This is a genomic window from Streptomyces sp. NPDC048481 (assembly GCF_043200075.1).
In the GTDB taxonomy this organism is placed as follows: domain Bacteria; phylum Actinomycetota; class Actinomycetes; order Streptomycetales; family Streptomycetaceae; genus Streptomyces.
In genome coordinates this window covers 42,670-60,841 of sequence record NZ_JBICXC010000014.1, presented here as the reverse complement: position 1 = coordinate 60,841, position 18,172 = coordinate 42,670, and the positions used below count along the sequence as shown (strand labels likewise).

Sequence of the window (18,172 nt, the reverse complement as noted above, 5' to 3'; positions counted from 1 at the left end):
CGCGGAGACCACGGAAGCGGGGCCGGGCGCGGCCGGGGCCGTCCCGGCGCATGCCGCCACGGCGAAGACGGCCGCCGATACCGAGGCGTCAAGGCGTCAAGGCGTCAAGGCGTGACGGTACCGAAGCGCCGGTGCGCCCGGCGCCGGCTCCGAGGCGGTGCCACGGGGAACGGCGTCCCCGGAACCATTCGACCCCGGCAGGGCCCGCGGCCGGGCGCGAGCCCTCGGCGAGACTCAGCTGGACTCGCGGACGACCAGCCGGCACGGCACGGTGTGCACGCCGGGGCGCGGCTCGGCGTCGATGGCCCGCAGCAGCTCCAGGGCGGCGATCCGCCCGATCTCGGCGAGGCTGGTGTCGACGGTGGTGAGGGGCGGGCGGCTGGCCAGGGCCATGGTGTCCCAGTTGTCGTAACCGACGACGGCGACGTCCGCCGGCACCGCCACCCCGCGCTCGCGCAGGGCGTCCGCCACTCCCCGGGCGATCTGGTCGTTGCCGCAGAAGAAGGCGTCCGTGCCGGGGGCCGTGCGCAGCACCGCGTCGGCGGCGCGGCGGCCCCACGCCTCGCTCCACTCGCCGTAGTGGATGCGTCCCGTCGACGGCTCCAGTGAGGCGCCCGCCAGCTCCTCGACCGCGAACCGCGCCCGTTCCCGGGCGGCCGCGTGGTGCTCGGGACCGGTGACATGTGCGATGCGGGTGCGTCCGGTGGACACCAGGTGCTCGATCGCCAGCCGCACGCCCCCGCGGTCGTCGGTGACGACGGAGGTGTCCGACGGATCGGTGGACGGGGAGAGCGCGTAGACGACGGGAACGGACTCCACACCGGGCAGCGGCGGCCGCGGGTCGGTACGGCGTCCGGCGACGATGATGCCGTCGACCCGGCGGTCCATGAGATTGCGCAGATGGTGCTGCTCGCGGATGGCGTCGCCCCGGGTGTCGCACAGCAGCACGGAGATCTTCCCCGCTCCGAGCGCGTCCTCGGCGCCCAGCAGCACCGGCGTGCTGAAGCGGCCGATGCCGTCGGTCGTCATCAGACCGACCGTCCAGCTGCGTCCGCTGTGCAGGCTCTGCGCGTGCTGGTTCGGCCTGAACCCCAGCTCCGCCACCGCGTCCATCACGCGCTGACGCGTCTCGGGACGCATCCGCCCCCCGCCGTTCAGCGCTTTGGACGCCGTGCCGACGCTGACGCCGGCGAGGGCGGCGACATCGGTCAGTCGGGCCCGGCCGTCGGAGGGAGAGCCTGGAGCAGAGGTCACGAGCAAACCTTTTCCTGAGCTGTGCGGTCGCCCGACATGGTGACAGGTGACGGGGCGTTTTGCCAGTCCATGAGGGAAAGCAAAAATTCCCTGCCCCCACTCTTGACCGGGTAGACCCGCTGCCCTCTACTTTCACGACGAGAAAACGGTTTCCCAATCTGAGCCTCTCCCCCTCTCCCTCCGTGAGGAGAACACCCTTCATGAGCCGCACCGGATCGCCCCTGCCCGTACGCCTCACCGCCGGCGTCGCCGTGGCCGCGCTGTCGGCCGCCGCCCTGGCCACCGCGGCGCCGGCCGACGCGGCGCCCACCTCCGCCACCACGCTGGTCGTCGACGCCGGCCGGACCCTGCGTCCGGTCACGCACGTCGCCACGGGCAGCCTCTACGGCCTCGCGGACAACGCCACCCCCTCCGACAGCCTGGTCCAGGCGCTGAAGCCGAACACGTTCGTGCAGATGGCGCCCGGCGGCTCCCAGCTTCCCAACGGCGAGCCCCGGTCGGCCGGCGACGCCCTGGTCGTCGCGCCGAAGGCGGCCCGCGCCGGCGCCAAGGTCGTCGTACGCATGCCGGACTGGTACCCGAACTTCCCCTACCGGTGGGTGAGCTGGGCGGACTGGCTGTCCGCCGTCGACAAGCAGGTCGCCTCCGTGCAGGCCTCCGGCGCGACGAACGTCAGCGCGTACGAACTGTGGAACGAGCCCGACTGGACCTGGGACACCGCGAAGGCCGGCGCGTTCGACGACGGGTGGGCGCGCACCTTCAAGGAGGTCCGCGCGAAAGACGCCAGGACGCCCATCCAGGGGCCCAGCCACTCTGCGTGGAACCAGTCCTGGATGACCTCGTTCCTCACCGACGCCAAGGCGAGCGGCACGGTCCCCGACGTCATCGCCTGGCACGAACTCCAGGGCAGCTCCGGCATCGCCGCGCATGTCGCCGCCTACCGCTCGCTGGAGTCGAGCCTCGGCATCAGCCCGCGCCCCATCGCCATCGAGGAGTACGGCACGCCGGCCGAGATGGGCGACAGCGGCGCGCTCATCGGCTACGCCGCCAAATTCGAGCGGACCGGAGTGCGCGACGCGGAACTCGCCTTCTGGAACCACTACGGCACCCTCGGCGACACCCTCACCGACACCGGCGGCTCGCCCAACGGCTCGTACTGGACCTACAAGTGGTACGGTGACATGTCGGGCAACATGCTGGTCACCACGCCTCCCGCCCAGACCGGCATCGACGGTCTCGCCTCGCTCAACGGCGCGGGCAACCAGATCGGCGTCGTCGCCGGCGGGTGCAGCGGCTCCTGCGCGGTGACGGTGAAGGGCCTCTCCTCGCTTCCGGCGTTCGGCGGCACCGTCCACGTGAAACTGGAGTACAGCCCGGACACCGGCCGCCTCGCCGCCTCCCCCGGCCCCATCACCGTCTCCGACGCCGACTACACCGTGAGCAACGGCTCGATCACCGTGCCCGTCACCATGAACGCCGCCGACGGCTACCACCTGGTGATCACCCCGAGCGGCACGAACACCTCGCTGGCCGGGCGCTACCAGATCACCAACAAGAACAGCGGACTCGCGCTGGACACGCAGAACGCGGGCACCGCCCAGGGCACAGCCGTCGTGCAGTCCACGTCCACCACGGGAACCGACCAGAACTGGACGCTGACCGCCGCCGGTTCGGGCCTGTACAAGATCGTCAACCAGAAGAGCGGCCTGCTCCTGGGCATCGACACGATGAGCACCACCGCCGGCGGCAATGCGCTGGTCTGGGGTGACAACGGCACCGCGGACCACCTCTGGCAGGTCATCCCGGCCCGTGACGGCTACTACAAGATCGCCAACTACAACAGCGGGCTCCTGCTGGGCGTCAACGGCATGAGCACGTCGTCGGGCGCGCGGGTCCTGCAGTGGACCGACAACGGCACGTCCGACCACCTCTGGAGGCTTGTCTCGCGCTGACCCCCCGTCCGTCCGTGTCCCCGGCCGATGTCGGCGGCCGGGGGCACGGACACGTTCGGGCCCACCGAGACGGAAAGGGGTGCAACCCCCGGGGCGTTCCGGTTGTCTCAGTAGATGTCCGACACGCACATCCCTCGGGGGAGACCATGATGCGAAGCAGAACCGTCTGGGCCACCACCGCCCTTCTCACCGTCACGCTCGGCGCGTCCATGGCTCCCGCCGTGGCCGTGCCCGCCGCCGCGGCGCCCGCCGCCGCCGTCTGTCCTACCGGCTGGGGCAGTCTCGGCAAGACGTACCTCGCCTCCGCCACCACGTCGGTGACGAACGTGCGCACCGGCCGGCACGACTGCTACGACCGGTTCGTCGTCGACGTGCCCGGCGCGAGCGCCGACCGCCTCGGCTTCTCGGTCGGATACGTCGACCAGCTCTACCAGGACGGCTCGGGCCGCCCCATCCCCGTCGGCGGCGGGGCCATCCTGGAGATCCGGGTCGACGCGCCCGCGTACGACGTGCAGACCGGCGCCTCCACCTATCCGGGGCGGGTCGCCCAGCCCCTGCCGGGCGTCGACCTCGCCGGGTACCGCACCTTCCGGGACACCCGCTACGGCGGAAGCTTCGAGGGCGTCACGCAGTTCGGACTCGGTGTGCGGGCCCGTCTGCCGTTCCGGGTGCTGCGTCAGGCCGACCACCTCGTGGTGGACGTCGCGCACACCTGGTGACCTCACCGGATCCCCGGAGGCGGCGGCGCGTTCGCACCCCGGCGGCGGGCCCGTCGAGGGCGCCGTCGAGCGCCGCCGCACCTCCGTGCGGCCCCCGTTCGTCCCCGAACTCCCGCGGAAGTGTCCGCAATCGGTAACAGGCGGATCCTGCCGCGTCGTTTCGCCGTCCTGACAACTGCACGGGACACACGGACACGACGAGGACAGGGCAGACATGGCGCGGCATGGCGGGCGGGGTTGGTACGGCCGGGTATTCGCGGCGGCGATCGGGGTCACGACGGTTGCGGCCGTCACCTCCGTGTGGACCGCGCAGGCCGGTCCCGCCTCCGGCGCGCACGCGGACGCGGGCGTTTCGGCGAGCCCGTCCCCGGGCAGTCCCGGCTCGGTCCCGGCGAAGGTGTCGGTGGACATCGCCCACGCCTCCGACCACGGCGCCCGCGGCGTCAACATCACCGTGGACGACGGGCCGGACCCGAACTGGACCCCGGAAGTGCTCAAGGTGCTGCGGGAGAACGGCGTCAAGGCGACGTTCTGCATGGTGGGCTCGCAGGCCAAGGCCCACCCGGACATGGTCAAGGCGGTCGTGGCGGAGGGGCACCGGCTGTGCGACCACACGGTGTCGCACGACACCACGATGGACAAGAAGTCCGAGGGCTACCAGTCGCAGCAGATCCTGGACGCCGAACGCATGATCACCGAGGCCTCGGGCGGCGTCCGGCCCCTGTACTACCGGGCTCCGGGCGGCGCCTTCACCCCCTACAGCCGCAATCTCGCCGCCTCGCACGGGATGCGGCCGCTGGGCTGGAACGTCGACACCAAGGACTTCGAGAAGCCGGGCTCGGCCGCCATCGTGGCGACAGTCAAGAGCGAGGTCTCCAACGGCCCGACGATCCTCTTCCACGACGCGGGCGGCGACCGGTCGGAGACCGTGGCCGCCCTGCGCGAGGTCCTTCCGTGGCTGAAGCAGCAGGGCTACTCCTTCGGCTTCCCGGTGCGCTGAGCGCCGCCGTCCGCGCCCGGGCGCGTCACTCCTGCGCCCGGCGCTTGTCCTCCTCGCTCCACGCGCGGGTGTCCCGTGGCCGGACGTAGGGTTCCTCGCCCTCCGGCAGACCGCCCGCCTCGGCGCGCTGACGGGCGAGTTCGGCGTCGAACTCCAGGCCCAGCAGGATCGCGATGTTGCTGATCCACAGCCACACCAGGAACACGATCACGCCGGCGACCGTGCCGTAGGTCTTGTTGTACGAGGCGAAGTTGGCCACGTAGAACGCGAACCCGGCGGAGGCGACCAGCCAGATGAGCAGTGCCACGACGCTGCCGGGGGTGATCCACCGGAAGCCCCGGCCGCGTACGTTCGGCGCCGCCCAGTACAGGATCCCCACCATGACGGTGACCAGGACGACCAGCACCGGCCACTTGGCGATGGACCACACCGTGAGCGCGGTGTCGCCGACGCCGAGCGCGGCGCCCGCCTGCCGGGCCAGACCGCCCGTGAACACCACGATCAGCGCGCTGACCACGGCGAGCACCAGCAGCACCACCGTCACGCCGACCCGGATCGGCAGCACCTTCCACACCGGCCGCCCCTCGGGCATGTCGTACACCGCGTTGGCGCTGCGGATGAACGCGGCGGTGTAGCCGGAGGCCGACCACACCGCGAGCACGAGTCCGACGACCGCCATGACGGAGCCGACGCCGCCCCGGCCCTCAAGCTGCTGCACGGCGTCGCTGATGACGTCCCGGGCGGAACCCGGCGTCACCTTGCGGAGGTTGTCCAGCACCTCGTCGGTCGCCGACTTCCCCGCCACTCCCAGGAGCGACACGAGGACCAGCAGGGCCGGGAACAGCGACAGGACGCCGTAGTACGTGAGCGCCGCGGCCCGGTCCGTGAGTTCGTCGTCCTGGAACTCCCGCACGGTGCCCTTCAGCACGGCCCACCAGGACCGCTTCGGCAACTGCGCCGGTTCGTCCGGCTGGTTGCGTTCCACCCGCTCGTCCGGACCCGCCGTCTGCTCCCGGCCGGACGCCGGAGCCTGGGCGCGGCCGTCGTGGGAATTCGCTCTCGCTGCCATGTCACCGGAGTAACCGCTGAGAGCCGCAGCATGCGTGCGACGGCACGGTCGCCCGGGGCCGGCGCTCGACGGAGGGGCTGCGGCGGCCGGTTCGACCGGTGCGGTCCGTCCGGCGTGCGGCGCAGCGTGCCGGCATCGGCAGGCGGACACGGCGACGATCCGCGCCGTCACTCCGGTTCGGCCGTGATCGCCGCTCTCCCCGCAGGCGCCGCGGCGCCTGCCGTGCCGTCGGCCGGGACGCTGGGCCCGCGGTCGGACCGCCGGGCGCCGAGGCACAGGGTGAGCGCGGCGACCGCGACGAGGACGACGACGGCGGCTCCCGAGAGCAGGAAGGCGTCTCGGACCCCGGCGAGCGTGATGGCGGCCGAGGCCACGAAGGGGGAGATCGCCAGAGCCCCGGCCACCCCGGCCTCCCACAGGCCGAGCGCCTTCGCCAGATGACGGCTCGGTATGCGCTGCTGCACCAGGGCGATCAGGGGGATGTCCGTGAGCGCCGAGGCCAGTCCGGTGGCGGCCAGGAGAACCGCCGCCACGGTGTGGGAGGTGACCGTTCCCAGGGGAGCGCGGAAGACGCCGAGCAGCGCCCATGCCAGCACCGCGGCCAGTGCGAGTCCGCGGATGCGCAGTCCGGCCAGGGCCAGGGCCCCCACCACTTCGGCGATCCCGGCGACGCCGAGGAGCAGGCCGTAGCGGCCGCCCTGCCCCACGACCGCGACCAGCCCGACGGTCAGGAATCCGTTGGTGAGGGCGAGGGCGAGCACGAAGGTCGTGATGACCACGAGCACGTCGGGAGCGGCCCGCACCGCCCGCAGCCCGGCGGCGAGATCGGACCACAGCCCCGTCCGGCCGCCGACGGGGGCGGGGCGGGTCACGCGGATCGCGGCCACGGCTGCCGCCGAGCCCAGGAACGTGAGGCCGTTCACCGCCAGCACCGACTGCAACGAGCCGAAGGCCAGGAGCGGCGCGAGCGCGAGCGGGCCGATGAAGAAGGCGGCCCGGAAGGCGACTTGCAGCAGCCCGTTCGCCTGCTGGAGGCGGTCGTCCGGCACGATCTGCGTGACGATGGCGTTGCGGGCCGGGGTGAACGGGGCGCCGATCAGCGCCAGCAGGGCCGTGGTCGCCACCAGCAGGGACAGGTTCAGCAGGCCTAGGAAGAGCAGGACGGAAGCCGCGGCCACCACGGCGACCCGGGCCAGGTCGGTGGCGATCATCAGTTTGCGGCGGTCGCGGCGGTCGGCGTACGAGGCGAAGACGAAGGTGGCCGCGAACGCGGGCGCGAACGCGGCCACGCTCACGACGGCGACGGCCGTGGGGCTCCCGGTCAGCGACCAGGCCAGCCAGGCGGTCGCGGCGGTGTACAGGCCGTCGCCGAAGCGTGAGATGCCCTGGCCGGCGAAGAGAAGCAGGAAGTCGCGGTCCTTCAGCAGGGACATGCGGCCACTGTCGGGTCCCCTCGGGCGTGTGATCCACTGATTAGCCGGACGGCTAATCAGTCGCCTCCGCCCTCGCCGTGCAGGAAGCTTTCCAGGCTGGGGCTCAGGCCCGCGACCTGGCCGGGCGCGAGCCGGTACAGGACGTAGTAGCCCTCACGGCGGCGCTCCAGCAGGCCCGCGTCGGCCAGCACCCGCAGATGCTTGGACAGGGCGGCCTCGCCGACGCCGACGAGCGGGGCCAACTCCTGTGTGCTGCGGGGGCGTTCGGCGAGGAGTCGCAGGGCTCGCAGCCGGGTGTCGTCGGCGAGCGCGCGCAGGGTGCCCACGAGCCGGGCCGGTGGAATCCTCGGGCGGGCCTCGCGGGCGATCGAGGAGAGGGGGAAGACGAGTCCGAGGGGCCACGGGCCGTCGCAGTTGACGCGCACATGAGGCCACACATAGGCGCTCGGGGCGAGCACGATCGTGTCGTGCGGGCCGACGGTCACCTCGTGGTCGTGCGGTCGCTCCAGCCAGAAGCGTTCGGCCTGTGGATCGCTGCGCACTTCCGGCCACAGGCCGCGCAGCATTGCGTACAGGCCGTGCCGCTCGATCCGGTGTCCGGCCTCTTCGACCCCGGCGTGCCCACTCCTCCTCGAACGCCTCCCGCCAGTAGCGCTCCAGCATGCCCAGGAACCGTTCGAGCAGCGCACCGGGGTCGTCGAGGAGCATCGCGGCCATCGCCTCGTCGCTCTCCCGTGCGAGGCACTCGCGCAACAGACGGCGTACGTCCGGTCGGCCCAGCACCTGCGGATCCCTGCCCTCGCCGCCGCCGGGCCAGGGCGTGAGCAGGGGGACGGCGAACTCGAGGCGCACCAGCTCCGGATCCGCCCGCCGCAGGTCGGCCGGCCCGTCCGCGAAGTCCGTCAGTCCGCCGGTCGGCCGCGGAAAGAGGAACTCGGGGAAGTACGAGCGCACCGCGTAGGAGAACGCCTCGATCTCCCGCTTCAGCGCCGGGGACAGCCCGCGCATCGCCCGCACCCAGTCGTGCTGGAGGGGATGGTGCTTGGGCTCCACCAGCACATGGAGGCTCAGCACGGCTTCCATCGTCGGCGAGTAGGCGAACGCCACCCGCTCCGCACCGCCGGCCGGGACCCGGAACACGATCGTCATGACCCGTCATCCTCCCCGCACGGCGGCCCCGGCAGAAGCCGCGCCGCGCCGCCGGAAGCCGACGGCGGCGATGCGGGTCGCACGCGCACCCGTCCGTCCTGGTCCGGCGTCCGACCCGCGGTTCAGGGACGCCCGGACCCGGCGCCGCGACCGGGCGCCGCGTGCCCGGCGTAGTGGCGGGCCAGGGCGTGGAAAGCCTGCTTGGGTTCCCAGTGCCAGCCGGACTCCGGGTGACCCGGCCGGTTCTCGACGGTCCTGGTGACGGCGTAGGAGGCCAGGTCGAGGTCGTGCACCGGGTCGTCGGGCCGGTGCGGGGCGTCCGGGGTGACGAACTCGAAGGCCATCGCCGCGTAGAGGCCCATCGACTCGAAGACGTCCAGGAGCCTGGAGACGTACTCGGCCTGGGTGCGCTCGCTGCGCACCAGGTGTCCCTTGATCTCCTCGGGGTCCTTGTCGTGATCGACCACGTCCCAGCCCATGCCGGCGGTCCGTGGTGCGCCCAGGTAGGCGCAGGTGCCGAACTCGGTCACGGCCAGGGGCTTGCCCCAGCGCAGGTAGCCGCGCAGTTCCGCGACGTAGTCGGCGCGGCGCTCGAAGAACGAGTAGTAGTCGATGCCGACGATGTCGAAGAGCGACCAGTCCACGTCGTCGTCCTGGGCGGCGGCATAGGCGAGCCGGCCGTCGAAGACGGAGCGGGCGGTCCGGGCCGCGCGGGCCGTGAAGTCCGCCAGGCGGCGCTGGAAGAGCACCGGGTCGTAGGCGCCGTCCATGAGGTTGCGCACGCGCTCCAGCACCGTGTCCCCCGGCACGATGCCGGGCACGAACAGCCAGAACTCGCAGCCCACGCTGAGGTCGACGCTCGCGCCCTGCCGGCGCAGCCGCTGGGCGGACCGGGCGGTCTCCGCGAGGTGTTCGAGGATGTCCCGTCCGGGGACGTCTCCGAGCGTGGGCTGGAGCCATACGTGCAGGCCCAGTTCGGCCGCCTCCGTCGCGGTCGCCGTCAGGCGTTCGACTCCGTCGCCGGTGACGTCGACGGTGTCGGCGTGCAACCGGTCGCGGATCGCGCGGATGTCCGCCCGCATCCGCCGGGCGGTCCAGCCCGTGGCCGGGGTCTCGCCCTCCCCCACGGTGTAGACGACGCCCCGGCGCCGCAGTCCGCGCCGGGGGCCGGCTGCTCGTGCCCGCCCCGCGGGTCCGAGCGCGCCCGCGGCGCCCGCTGCCGCCATCGTTGCCAGGAACCTGGCCCGGGTGATCCGATCGGTCTGCTCCATGCCCCCTACGGTGTCGCCGCGGAGGCGAGGACGCAGTCGGCCGATGGTCTGGAACGTCGAGACGAAAGTGGACGCGAGGGCCGGGGCGGTGGTCGTTTCGTCGGTGGCGCCGGTTCCTCGGGCTACGGTCGGTCGTCGCCGGGTCGGTCCGGTCGGTGGCAGCACAACGGGTGGTGAGGGATCGTCAGGACAGGCCCCCGGCCTGACGCGCCCCGGCCTCCGGCATGCCCCGGCCCCCGGCACGGGGTGTGCCGGGGGCCGTTCTGCCGAGGCGACCGGTCGGTCAGATCCGGCCGCCGGTGAGCCGGGTGATCGGGCCGTGCGTGTGCCGGCCGGAGCGGCGGCCGACGGCGTACGAGGCGGCGGTCAGCGCGGAGAGACCGGCGGCCGCTCCGGCGGCGACCAGCTTCCGGTGGGCGATGACCGTCCACGCCGTCTTGGCGGTCGCGGCGACATGGCCGGTCGTCGTCACGATCGCCTGGCGGCTCGCCTCGACGCCCCGCGCCGCGCCCTGGGCCGCGCTCTGCACGGCGCCGGCCGTCGCCTCGGCCGAACGCTCGACGCCGTTCTTGGCGGCGGAAGCGGCGCCGGACGTCTTGCTCGCGGCGCTCTTCGCGGCCTGGGAGGCCGGAGCGGTGGCCTTGGCGGCGGAGCTGCGGGCCTTGGCGGCCGTCGCCCGCTTGGTGTCGGACTCCTGGTTCGTCTTCCTGTTCGGTTCAGTCATGGACATCGCGTTGCCCCTCACTCCGACGGCAAACCCCGGCCGTGGCGCGAGAACCCGTGAACGTGACGGCGAACTGCGGGCGGGACGAGGGGTGATCGTGGGTCGGCCGCACGCGACAGACACAGACGAACGCAGTCGAACGGAGCATGGCGGACCCCGCGGGCGGGATCAGACGCCGCCGCCGGGGGTCGCGCCGCCCTTCAGTCGCTCCAGGTCGGAGGGGCGGACCTGGATCACCACGACCGCGATGAGCGCGGCCAGCACCGTGAAGACGGCCGCCATCACGAAGGCCGCGGTGACGCCCGCCGTGAGGATCTCGTCGGACCAGGGCGAGGGGACCACGCCGGTGCGCCGGAAACGCAGCCGCTCGGCCGGGGTCGCCTGGGCCAGGAAGTCGGGGATCTGCTTGTCCGCCTCGTTGCGGCTGGCCGTGCCGTACATGGTGACGAGAATGGACAGGCCGAGCGAACCGCCCACCTGCTGGGTGGCGTTGAGCAGCCCGGAGGCCGCGCCGGTCTCGCGCGCGGAGACGTTGGACAGCGCCATCAGGGTGAGGGAGACGAACTCCATGCCCATACCGAGGCTGAAGACGAGCATCGGGCCGAGGACGCTGCCCGCGTATGTGGAGTGCACGTCCGTGAGGGTCAGCCAGGACAGCCCCGCGGCCGCGAGCACGGCGCCGGCCACCATGAAGGGTTTGGGGCCGAACCTCGGCAGGAACCGTGAGGCCAGCCCGGCGCCCACCGCGATCACGGCGCTGACCGGCAGGAAGGCGAACCCGGCCGCGAGCGGGCTGAAGCCGAGCACGTTCTGCACGAAGAGCGTGAGGAAGAAGAACATGCCGAAGATCGCGGCGGCCAGGCACAGCATGATGCCGTACGTGCCCGCCCGGTTGCGGTCGGCGAACATGTGCAGTGGGGTGATCGGCTGCCGTGAACGCCGTTCCACCAGGATGAACAGGGCGAGGACGACGACGGCCGCGGCGAACGAGGCGAGGGTGAAGGGGTCGCGCCAGCCCTCCTGCGCCGCTCTGATGAACCCGTACACCAGCAGCACCATGCCCACGGTGGAGGTGAGCGCGCCGGCGATGTCGAAGTGGCCGGGGTGGCGTTCGGACTCCTTGATGAAGCGCGGTGTGGCCAGCGCGATCAGCAGCCCGATGGGGACGTTGACGAAGAGCACCCAGCGCCAGTTCAGGTACTCGACGAGGATTCCGCCCGCGAGCAGGCCGATCGCACCGCCGCCGGCCGAGACCGCGGCGAACACGCCGAAGGCCCGGTTGCGTTCGGGGCCTTCCCGGAAGGTGGTGCTGACCAGGGAGAGCGCGGTCGGGGACGCGATGGCGCCGCCGACGCCCTGGAGGGCGCGCGCGGAGAGGAGTTGGCCCTCGTTCTGGGCGAGTCCGCCGAGCAGCGAGGCGAGCACGAAGAGCAGCACCCCGCAGACGAACATCCGCCGTCGGCCCAGGATGTCACCGGTGCGGCCGCCGAGGAGCAGCAGTCCGCCGAAGGTGAGCGTGTAGGCGTTGACCACCCAGGCCAGGCTCGTGGTGGAGAAGTCCAGCGAGCGCTGGATGTCCGGCAGGGCGATGTTCACGATGGTGATGTCCAGGACCACCATCAGCTGGCACGAGGCGATGACCAGCAGCGCCATCGCGTGTCCCCCACCGTCCTGTCGGTCGGTGGTCCGGGTCGCGGAGGTGGGCTGCGGAGCGCTGCTCATGACGTGTCGCCCGCACGGAGGCGGGCCCTGGGGAGAGTTCGGCGGACGGTGTCGTCCACGGTCGTGTCCACCGTTCGACCGTACGCCCGCCCCCGGACCGTCACCACTCGATCATCCGGGGCCCGGTGCGGGAGGGGGCGCTCCGCCCCGCCGTGCCAGGACTCCCCTGTTGTCCTGGCACGGCCGGGAACGGCGCGGACCCGCGCCGCGGTGTTCACCATGATGCGGGAGAGGCGCCCGGGGTGTCGTTGGCGGAGCGTCCACGAACGCTTGGCACGGTGTCCACCCCGTCACCGTGCGGGCCGGCGGCGTGCGGGGCGGTGAGGGCCCGTTCGCGCAGTTCGCCGGGGGGAAGCCCGTAGGCGGTGCGGAAGGCCCGGGTGAACTCGGCGGCGCGCGGGAATCCCCAGCGGGCGGCCACCGCGTGGACGGGCAGGGCGCGCAGGCGGGGGTCGAGGAGTTCCCGGCGGGCGTTGTCCAGTCGCTGGTCGCGGATGTAGGAGGCGACCGTGAGGCCTTCGACCTGGAACAGGCGGTAGAGGTAGCTGCGGGAGATGTGGTGCGCCGCGGCGATCGTGGCGGGCGTCAGGCCGGGGTCGTCGAGGTGCCGTCGGATGAACGTCTTGACGCGCAGGACGAGGGTGCGGCCGCGTGTCTCCGGCGGCAGGCGCAGGTCGGCGTCGGCGGCGTGCGCGAACGCGGTGGTGACGAGGTCCGTGACGACGGTGCCCAGCCGGGGCGCGTCGGCGGGCTCGTAGACGGAGGTGTCGGAGACGAGTTGGAGCAGGAACTGCGCCAGCAGGGCTCCGACTCCCTCCCGTCCCGAGATGAGGCTGCCGAGTACGCGGTCCGCGTGGCGGGCGGGCACGGCCACGAGGGCGCGTGGCACCTCGACGCCCACGATGGTGACAGGGTCGGCGCCGGTGAATATCTCCCCGGGCCGGGACGAGGAGTTGGTGTGGAAGTCGTGGACGCGGTAGGCGGTGCGCTGCCGGCCCCAGTCGGCGGCCCCTTCGCCCCTCAGCAGGAGGGACAGGTGGTAGGTCTCGGGGTCCGAGCGGCGGATGAGCTTGGGCGTGCGGCGGAAGACGAGTTGGTCGAAGGTGGCGGGCCACAGCGTCACGTCGCCCAGTCCGATCACGCGCTGCCGGCCCCGGTAGTCCGCCGTGCGTTCGCTGTCGAGGTGCATGGGGGCATGAGTTCGGCCCATGCGCTCCGTCCACGCCTCGAACCGGGCGCTCTCCGGCAGGTCCGTGGTGCGGAAGACCGACTCGTACAGCACGCAGGCAGTCAACCACACCGCGTCGCCGTGCCGGTGGGGCGGTCCCGGCCGGTGGACCGGCCCCGGGGAGCGGATCAGCCCAGGTGGGCGGTGTCGATCGTGACGGAGGTGTCGTCGGTGCCGGTGACGGAGATGTAACCGGGGTCGCCGTTGCGGTCGAGGTAGCACATCGCGTAGGTGACGGACACGGCGGTCTGGCGCGTGGGGTGCTCCGCGACGGCCTTGCGGCAGCCCTCGGCCGTCGGCACCTCGGACGAACTCCACGACGCCAGCTTGCCGTTGGTGGACATCAGGTAGCCGTTCTGGACGTACAGGGCGTCCGTGCCGGCGTCGGCGACCACGGGCGGCGAGGGGGTGAAGTCGTAGCCGACGGCGCCCTTCCCGCCGTCCGAGCGCTGCATGACGAAGCCGCGCACGAGCGAGGTCGACGGCGACGGCGTGGCGTCGGGCAGCGCCGCGCCCACCGCGGCGCCGCCTCCCCCGACCAGCACGACGGCCAGGAGACCGGCCATCAGCGGGTGGGTGTACGCCAGGCTGAGCAGCGGCCCGACGACCGGGACGGAGAACTTCAGCGAGGTGTTCTTCTGCGTGATCGTGTTGTTGTCGCCCGCGGTCACCGTCTGCGTCGGCGAGTGGTGCGTGCCGGGCGGCGGCACGTGGGGGTGGTTCGGTGGGGCGAGGTCGCCGAGTTGCGCGCCGCGCGTGCGGTCCGTGTTCATGGCTCGGGACGCTAGCGACAGGCGACCATCAGGTTGTGTTTTGGCGGGAACTGCCGCCAATGGCCCGCTTCTGAACGCGCCGGGTGACAGGTGTGACCGCCGCGGCGAAGAGTTCGGACATGCTACCGGTCAGTCATATTACCCAACCGTAACCTACCGACCGCTACCCCGGGTAACCCGACCCTCGCTACGGTCCTGACAGTTCGTCTAAGAGCGGTGCGGGCGGCGGTGGGCGACCGCCGCCCGTACCGCTCGGTCGTCACGGCCCGCACCCCACCGGGCCGTCCGCCGCCCGAGCCGCAGACGAAGGCTCGGCCCTCCCCTCCCCGGAGGCCCGCCATGCCCGCCCCCACCCGCCTGCTGTCCGCAGCCGTCACCGCTGCCGCCTGCCTCGGCGTCACCGCCGTACCCGCCCACGCGTCGCCGTCCTCGGACACGGTGGTCTCGCGCGGCGTCACCATCCCCGCGTTCTACGACCCGCCCGCCTCGCTGCCGGCGGCCGACGGCGCCCTCGTGCGCCACGAGCCGCTCCCTCTCGCGCTGAGCCTGCCGGGCGTCGAAGGACCGCTGCCCGGCACCGCGACCCGCCTGATGTACAAGTCCACCGACTCCGCCGGCCGGCCCACGGCCGTGACCGGCGCCTACATCGAACCCTCGGCCCGCTGGACGGGCCGCGGCCCACGGCCGCTGGTGGTCGTGGCCCCCGGCACGATGGGCCAGGGCGACCAGTGCGCCGCCTCCCTCGGCCTCGAACGGCCGCTCGTGATCAACGGGCAGACCCTGTCCGTCGGTTACGAGGACCTGGCGATCTACCGCCTCCTCGCCCGGGGCGTCGCCGTCGTGGTCACCGACTACACCGGCCTCGGCTCGACGGACCGGCTGCACACCTACGTCAACCGGGTCGACGAGGCCCATGCCGTCCTGGACGCCGTCCGCGCCGCCCGCTCCCTCGACGGCACCTCGCTCACCGCCGGCTCCCGGGTGGCGCTGTTCGGCTACAGCCAGGGCGGCGGAGCCACCGCGGCCGCCGCCGAGCTGCAACCGACCTACGCTCCCGACGTGGTGCTCGCCGGCACCTACGCCGGAGCGCCGCCCGCCGACCTGGCCGCCGTCACCAAGGCCATCGACGGCAGCGACCTGGCCGGCGCGCTGGGCTGGTCGGTCAACGGCTTCCTGGAGTCCGACCCCGCGCTCCGCCCCATCGCCGAGGCCCACCTCAACGCGGCCGGCCGGGCCGCGCTCAAGGACCTGTCGACGATGTGCGTGGGCGACGCCCTGCTCGCCTACAACTCGGCCCGCAGCACGGCCTGGACCACGGACGGCCGGTCCATCAGCGACGTCGTGGCCTCGGAGCCCGCGCTCAAGGCGTTCCTGGCCGACCAGCGGATCGGGACCCGCGAGCCGGCCTCGCCGGTGCGGGTCGCGACCGGCACCGCGGACGACCTGGTGCCGCACGCACAGGCACGGGCCCTGGCCGTCGCCTGGTGCGCCAAGGGCGCCGACGTCACGTACAAGCCGGTGATCCTGCCCGGCGTGGGCCGGGCGCTGATCAACCACTTCACACCGCTGCTCGTGGACCAGGGCGCGGCGATCTCCTGGCTGGCCGACCGGCTCGACGGCAGACCCGCCTCGTCCAACTGCTCGACGCTCGCGCTGCGGCCCTGACACGAGTCAGCGACGCGTGTGACGGATGCACGTCACGCGGTGACGGCCGGCGCCGGGACTACAGTGCCTCCATGACCGGGATCGAGATCGTGGAGCTGCTGGTCTCGGCGTCGCACCGGCTCGCGGGACGCCCGGCGGACGGCCCTGCCGACGGTCCGCGGGACGAGTCGGTGACGGCCGTCCAGGTGCGCCGGGGCCTCGGGCTGGTCGGCGACCGGTACTACGGCCGCCCGGCGCACAAGGACGCCTCGGTGACCCTCATGGCCGCCGAGCACCTGCCCCGGCACATCGATCCGGCCGTCGGCCTGCGGCACACCCGCCGCAACGTCCTGCTGCGCGGCGTCGACATCGACGCCTTCGTCGGCTCGACGATCGCGCTCGACGGCCCGGCGGGCCCGGTCGCCTTCGCCGTGAACCGCCCGGCGCGCCCCTGCGCCTGGATGGACGTCACGGTGGGACCCGGCGCGCAGCGAGCCCTGCGCGGAAAGGGGGGCGTGCGCTGCACGCCGCTGTCCGACGGGGTGCTCATCCTGGGCCCGACGCGGTTCAGCGTGCTCGACGCGCCTGCGCCTCAGGACTGAGAGCGCCCCGCTCGCGCCGGAGGGCGTGCGACGGCAGGGACGACAGTAGGACAGGCGGGTTCCGTCGGCGGCGGCGCCGTCGGCGCGCTCGTCCAGCCCGGCCGGCCCGGCCCGGCCCGGCAGGCACGATGGCGGATCCGCTCCGGGTCAGCGCTGATCGGCCAGGCCCAGACGGGCGACGATGCGCTTGCCGATCGGTTCCCTCGTCACGGCGAAGGCCTCGGCCACGGCCCGGACGATCTCCAGCCCGTGCTGTCCGACCCGCGTCGGGTCGGGTGCGTGCGGGGTCGGCAGCACGGGGTCGCTGTCCCAGACGACGATCTCCACGGCGGCGCCGGCGATGCGCAACTGAAGGAGAACCGGCCCCGGCGCGTATCTGAGGGCGTTGGTCACCAGCTCGCTGACCACGAGCTGGGACAGGTCCATGGCCCGGGCGGACACGGTCAGGCCCTCCCGGCGCTGGACACGGGTGAGGAACTCACCCGTCAGCTGCCGCGCCCTGGCGATGCAGCCGTCTTTGCCGTCCAGGGCCACCGTGGTCTCGGCGGGGGCCCCCTCGGGCGAGGAAAATCCCTGGTCGGGCGGGACAGGTGCCATCCGGACCGCCTTCGTTGCTACCCCGTTCATATCCGCGCGGCTACCCGCTGAGCCACCACCTACGCCCCAGCCGCCTCACTCGCGCACCGTCCGGCCGCGCCCCCCGGTCCGCCGTGCCGCCCCGGCGCAGCGGGTGCGCCGGGGCGGCGGGCCGCCGGGGGCGGGGCGGAGGTTTCCGCTCCGCCGCTCGCGTCAGCCGATGTGGTAGCTGTCGCCGTACACCTTCCAGTCCAGCGGCGGCTCCAGGTCGAGGTTCCCCTTGCGCAGGAAGACCCGCTGGGCGGTGTCGACGCGGCTCGTGTCGCTGTGCGCCTCCTCCTGCTTCATGGCCCATACACGGGCATCGAGGAAGGCGTTGAGGTACGTCGTCTCGTCGCCGCCCTGGGCCGGCGGCTTCGCCTTGGCGAGGGCGCGCCTGCGGATGTTGCGGAAGCTGGTGGGGTCGCCGCCGTCGCCGTGCATGACGATGGCGTCGTAGTAGGCGAACTGCCCCAGCGCGCGCAGCCCGTCCGTCCTGCCCTGGCGGACCGCCGGGTCGAAGTACACCCGGTCGCGTTCGTCGTTCTGGGCCTGCTGGAACGCGGTGTCCTGCGCGGCCCTGCGCCAGTCCTTCGGGAAGTCCGGGTCGAGGCCGGCGTGCGAGTCGGTGCCGTCCACGGAGCGCAGCGCGGGCAGGTACTTCGCGAGGACGTTGCCCGGCCTGCGGTCGGCGTACAGCTCCACGAGGTCGAGCATGTCGCCGGTGCCCGAGCAGAAGCCGATGATGCCGGCGGTGTAGCCGCGTCCGTCGCCGATGTCCTCGATGTACTTGTACTGGGCCTTCCAGTCGAGCGAGGAGTTCTCCGCGCTCGACACCAGCTTCATGGCGATCTCCTTCTTCGCCGGGTCGTCGAGGCCCTTCGCGGCGGGGGCCGCCTTCGCCGGCACGGCGCCGAGGAGGGGAGCGGCCGCCACCGCGCCGGCGAGGGCGAGGAAGAGGCGGCGGGAGGCGTGGGCCTGTGTGTCGGACGGCCGGGATATGTGCACCACAGTGGC

At 72.8% G+C, this 18,172-nt stretch carries 15 protein-coding genes and 1 pseudogene; 5 read left to right on the top strand and 11 right to left on the bottom strand.

Annotated elements, in window-relative coordinates; all coding sequences use genetic code 11:
* Positions 1-234: 234 nt before the first annotated feature.
* A complete protein-coding gene (locus ACGFSH_RS31290) occupies positions 235-1,254 on the bottom strand; it encodes a LacI family DNA-binding transcriptional regulator (RefSeq protein ID WP_393354394.1) in 1,020 nt (339 codons plus the stop codon).
* A 200-nt stretch (positions 1,255-1,454) separates the two neighbouring features.
* On the opposite strand from ACGFSH_RS31290, the gene ACGFSH_RS31285 reads away from it, so the two are divergent.
* From ACGFSH_RS31285 to ACGFSH_RS31275, 3 genes are all read left to right on the top strand, one after another.
* Positions 1,455-3,206: an RICIN domain-containing protein gene (locus tag ACGFSH_RS31285; protein WP_393354392.1), complete on the top strand. Its 1,752-nt coding sequence runs from the start codon at positions 1,455-1,457 to the stop codon at positions 3,204-3,206.
* A 146-nt stretch (positions 3,207-3,352) separates the two neighbouring features.
* Positions 3,353-3,925, top strand: coding sequence for a hypothetical protein (locus tag ACGFSH_RS31280; protein WP_393354390.1), 573 nt, complete (start codon positions 3,353-3,355; stop codon positions 3,923-3,925).
* Positions 3,926-4,139: 214 nt separating this feature from the next.
* A complete protein-coding gene (locus tag ACGFSH_RS31275) occupies positions 4,140-4,925 on the top strand; it encodes a polysaccharide deacetylase family protein (protein ID WP_393354388.1) in 786 nt (261 codons plus the stop codon).
* A gap of 25 nt (positions 4,926-4,950) precedes the next feature.
* Here ACGFSH_RS31275 and ACGFSH_RS31270 read toward each other — a convergent pair whose 3' ends face one another.
* The 8 genes and pseudogenes from ACGFSH_RS31270 to ACGFSH_RS31235 form a co-directional block, all read right to left on the bottom strand.
* Entirely contained in the window at positions 4,951-5,994 is a 1,044-nt protein-coding gene (locus ACGFSH_RS31270; RefSeq protein WP_393354386.1) for a YihY/virulence factor BrkB family protein, read from the bottom strand.
* Between the two features lie 167 nt (positions 5,995-6,161).
* Positions 6,162-7,427 carry an MFS transporter gene (locus ACGFSH_RS31265; protein ID WP_393354385.1) on the bottom strand — a complete coding sequence of 422 codons (1,266 nt, stop codon included), beginning with the start codon at positions 7,425-7,427 and terminating at the stop codon, positions 6,162-6,164.
* 56 nt (positions 7,428-7,483) lie between these two features.
* Positions 7,484-8,576, bottom strand: a pseudogene (locus ACGFSH_RS31260) (DUF5937 family protein).
* A gap of 122 nt (positions 8,577-8,698) precedes the next feature.
* A complete protein-coding gene (locus tag ACGFSH_RS31255) occupies positions 8,699-9,847 on the bottom strand; it encodes an abortive phage infection protein (protein WP_393354383.1) in 1,149 nt (382 codons plus the stop codon).
* A gap of 283 nt (positions 9,848-10,130) precedes the next feature.
* Entirely contained in the window at positions 10,131-10,577 is a 447-nt protein-coding gene (locus ACGFSH_RS31250) for a hypothetical protein (protein ID WP_393354381.1), read from the bottom strand.
* Between the two features lie 162 nt (positions 10,578-10,739).
* A complete protein-coding gene (locus ACGFSH_RS31245; RefSeq protein WP_393354379.1) occupies positions 10,740-12,293 on the bottom strand; it encodes an MFS transporter in 1,554 nt (517 codons plus the stop codon).
* 214 nt (positions 12,294-12,507) lie between these two features.
* Positions 12,508-13,575: an AraC family transcriptional regulator gene (locus ACGFSH_RS31240; RefSeq protein WP_393354378.1), complete on the bottom strand. Its 1,068-nt coding sequence runs from the start codon at positions 13,573-13,575 to the stop codon at positions 12,508-12,510.
* Positions 13,576-13,649: 74 nt separating this feature from the next.
* On the bottom strand, positions 13,650-14,294 hold the full coding sequence (locus tag ACGFSH_RS31235; RefSeq protein ID WP_393354376.1) for a hypothetical protein: 645 nt from the start codon (positions 14,292-14,294) through the stop codon (positions 13,650-13,652).
* 339 nt (positions 14,295-14,633) lie between these two features.
* Here ACGFSH_RS31235 and ACGFSH_RS31230 point away from each other — a divergent pair, with 339 nt between their 5' ends.
* Together ACGFSH_RS31230 and ACGFSH_RS31225 are read left to right on the top strand one after the other, a co-directional pair.
* Entirely contained in the window at positions 14,634-15,959 is a 1,326-nt protein-coding gene (locus tag ACGFSH_RS31230; RefSeq protein WP_393354374.1) for an alpha/beta fold hydrolase, read from the top strand.
* Positions 15,960-16,030: 71 nt separating this feature from the next.
* Positions 16,031-16,540 carry a molybdenum cofactor biosysynthesis protein gene (locus tag ACGFSH_RS31225; RefSeq protein WP_393354372.1) on the top strand — a complete coding sequence of 170 codons (510 nt, stop codon included), beginning with the start codon at positions 16,031-16,033 and terminating at the stop codon, positions 16,538-16,540.
* 147 nt (positions 16,541-16,687) lie between these two features.
* Here ACGFSH_RS31225 and ACGFSH_RS31220 read toward each other — a convergent pair whose 3' ends face one another.
* Together ACGFSH_RS31220 and ACGFSH_RS31215 are read right to left on the bottom strand one after the other, a co-directional pair.
* Entirely contained in the window at positions 16,688-17,137 is a 450-nt protein-coding gene (locus ACGFSH_RS31220; protein WP_393354370.1) for an ATP-binding protein, read from the bottom strand.
* A gap of 192 nt (positions 17,138-17,329) precedes the next feature.
* Positions 17,330-18,166, bottom strand: coding sequence for a chitosanase (locus ACGFSH_RS31215; protein WP_393354368.1), 837 nt, complete (start codon positions 18,164-18,166; stop codon positions 17,330-17,332).
* Positions 18,167-18,172: the final 6 nt, after the last annotated feature.

Coding starts and splice junctions, on each gene's coding strand:
- ACGFSH_RS31285 (WP_393354392.1), top strand. CDS start 1,455: ATGAGCCGCACCGGATCGCCCCTGCCCGTACGCCTCACCGCCGGCGTC.
- ACGFSH_RS31280 (WP_393354390.1), top strand. CDS start 3,353: ATGATGCGAAGCAGAACCGTCTGGGCCACCACCGCCCTTCTCACCGTC.
- ACGFSH_RS31275 (WP_393354388.1), top strand. CDS start 4,140: ATGGCGCGGCATGGCGGGCGGGGTTGGTACGGCCGGGTATTCGCGGCG.
- ACGFSH_RS31270 (WP_393354386.1), bottom strand. CDS start 5,994: ATGGCAGCGAGAGCGAATTCCCACGACGGCCGCGCCCAGGCTCCGGCG.
- ACGFSH_RS31265 (WP_393354385.1), bottom strand. CDS start 7,427: ATGTCCCTGCTGAAGGACCGCGACTTCCTGCTTCTCTTCGCCGGCCAG.
- ACGFSH_RS31255 (WP_393354383.1), bottom strand. CDS start 9,847: ATGGAGCAGACCGATCGGATCACCCGGGCCAGGTTCCTGGCAACGATG.
- ACGFSH_RS31250 (WP_393354381.1), bottom strand. CDS start 10,577: ATGTCCATGACTGAACCGAACAGGAAGACGAACCAGGAGTCCGACACC.
- ACGFSH_RS31245 (WP_393354379.1), bottom strand. CDS start 12,293: ATGAGCAGCGCTCCGCAGCCCACCTCCGCGACCCGGACCACCGACCGA.
- ACGFSH_RS31235 (WP_393354376.1), bottom strand. CDS start 14,294: ATGAACACGGACCGCACGCGCGGCGCGCAACTCGGCGACCTCGCCCCA.
- ACGFSH_RS31230 (WP_393354374.1), top strand. CDS start 14,634: ATGCCCGCCCCCACCCGCCTGCTGTCCGCAGCCGTCACCGCTGCCGCC.
- ACGFSH_RS31225 (WP_393354372.1), top strand. CDS start 16,031: ATGACCGGGATCGAGATCGTGGAGCTGCTGGTCTCGGCGTCGCACCGG.
- ACGFSH_RS31220 (WP_393354370.1), bottom strand. CDS start 17,137: ATGGCACCTGTCCCGCCCGACCAGGGATTTTCCTCGCCCGAGGGGGCC.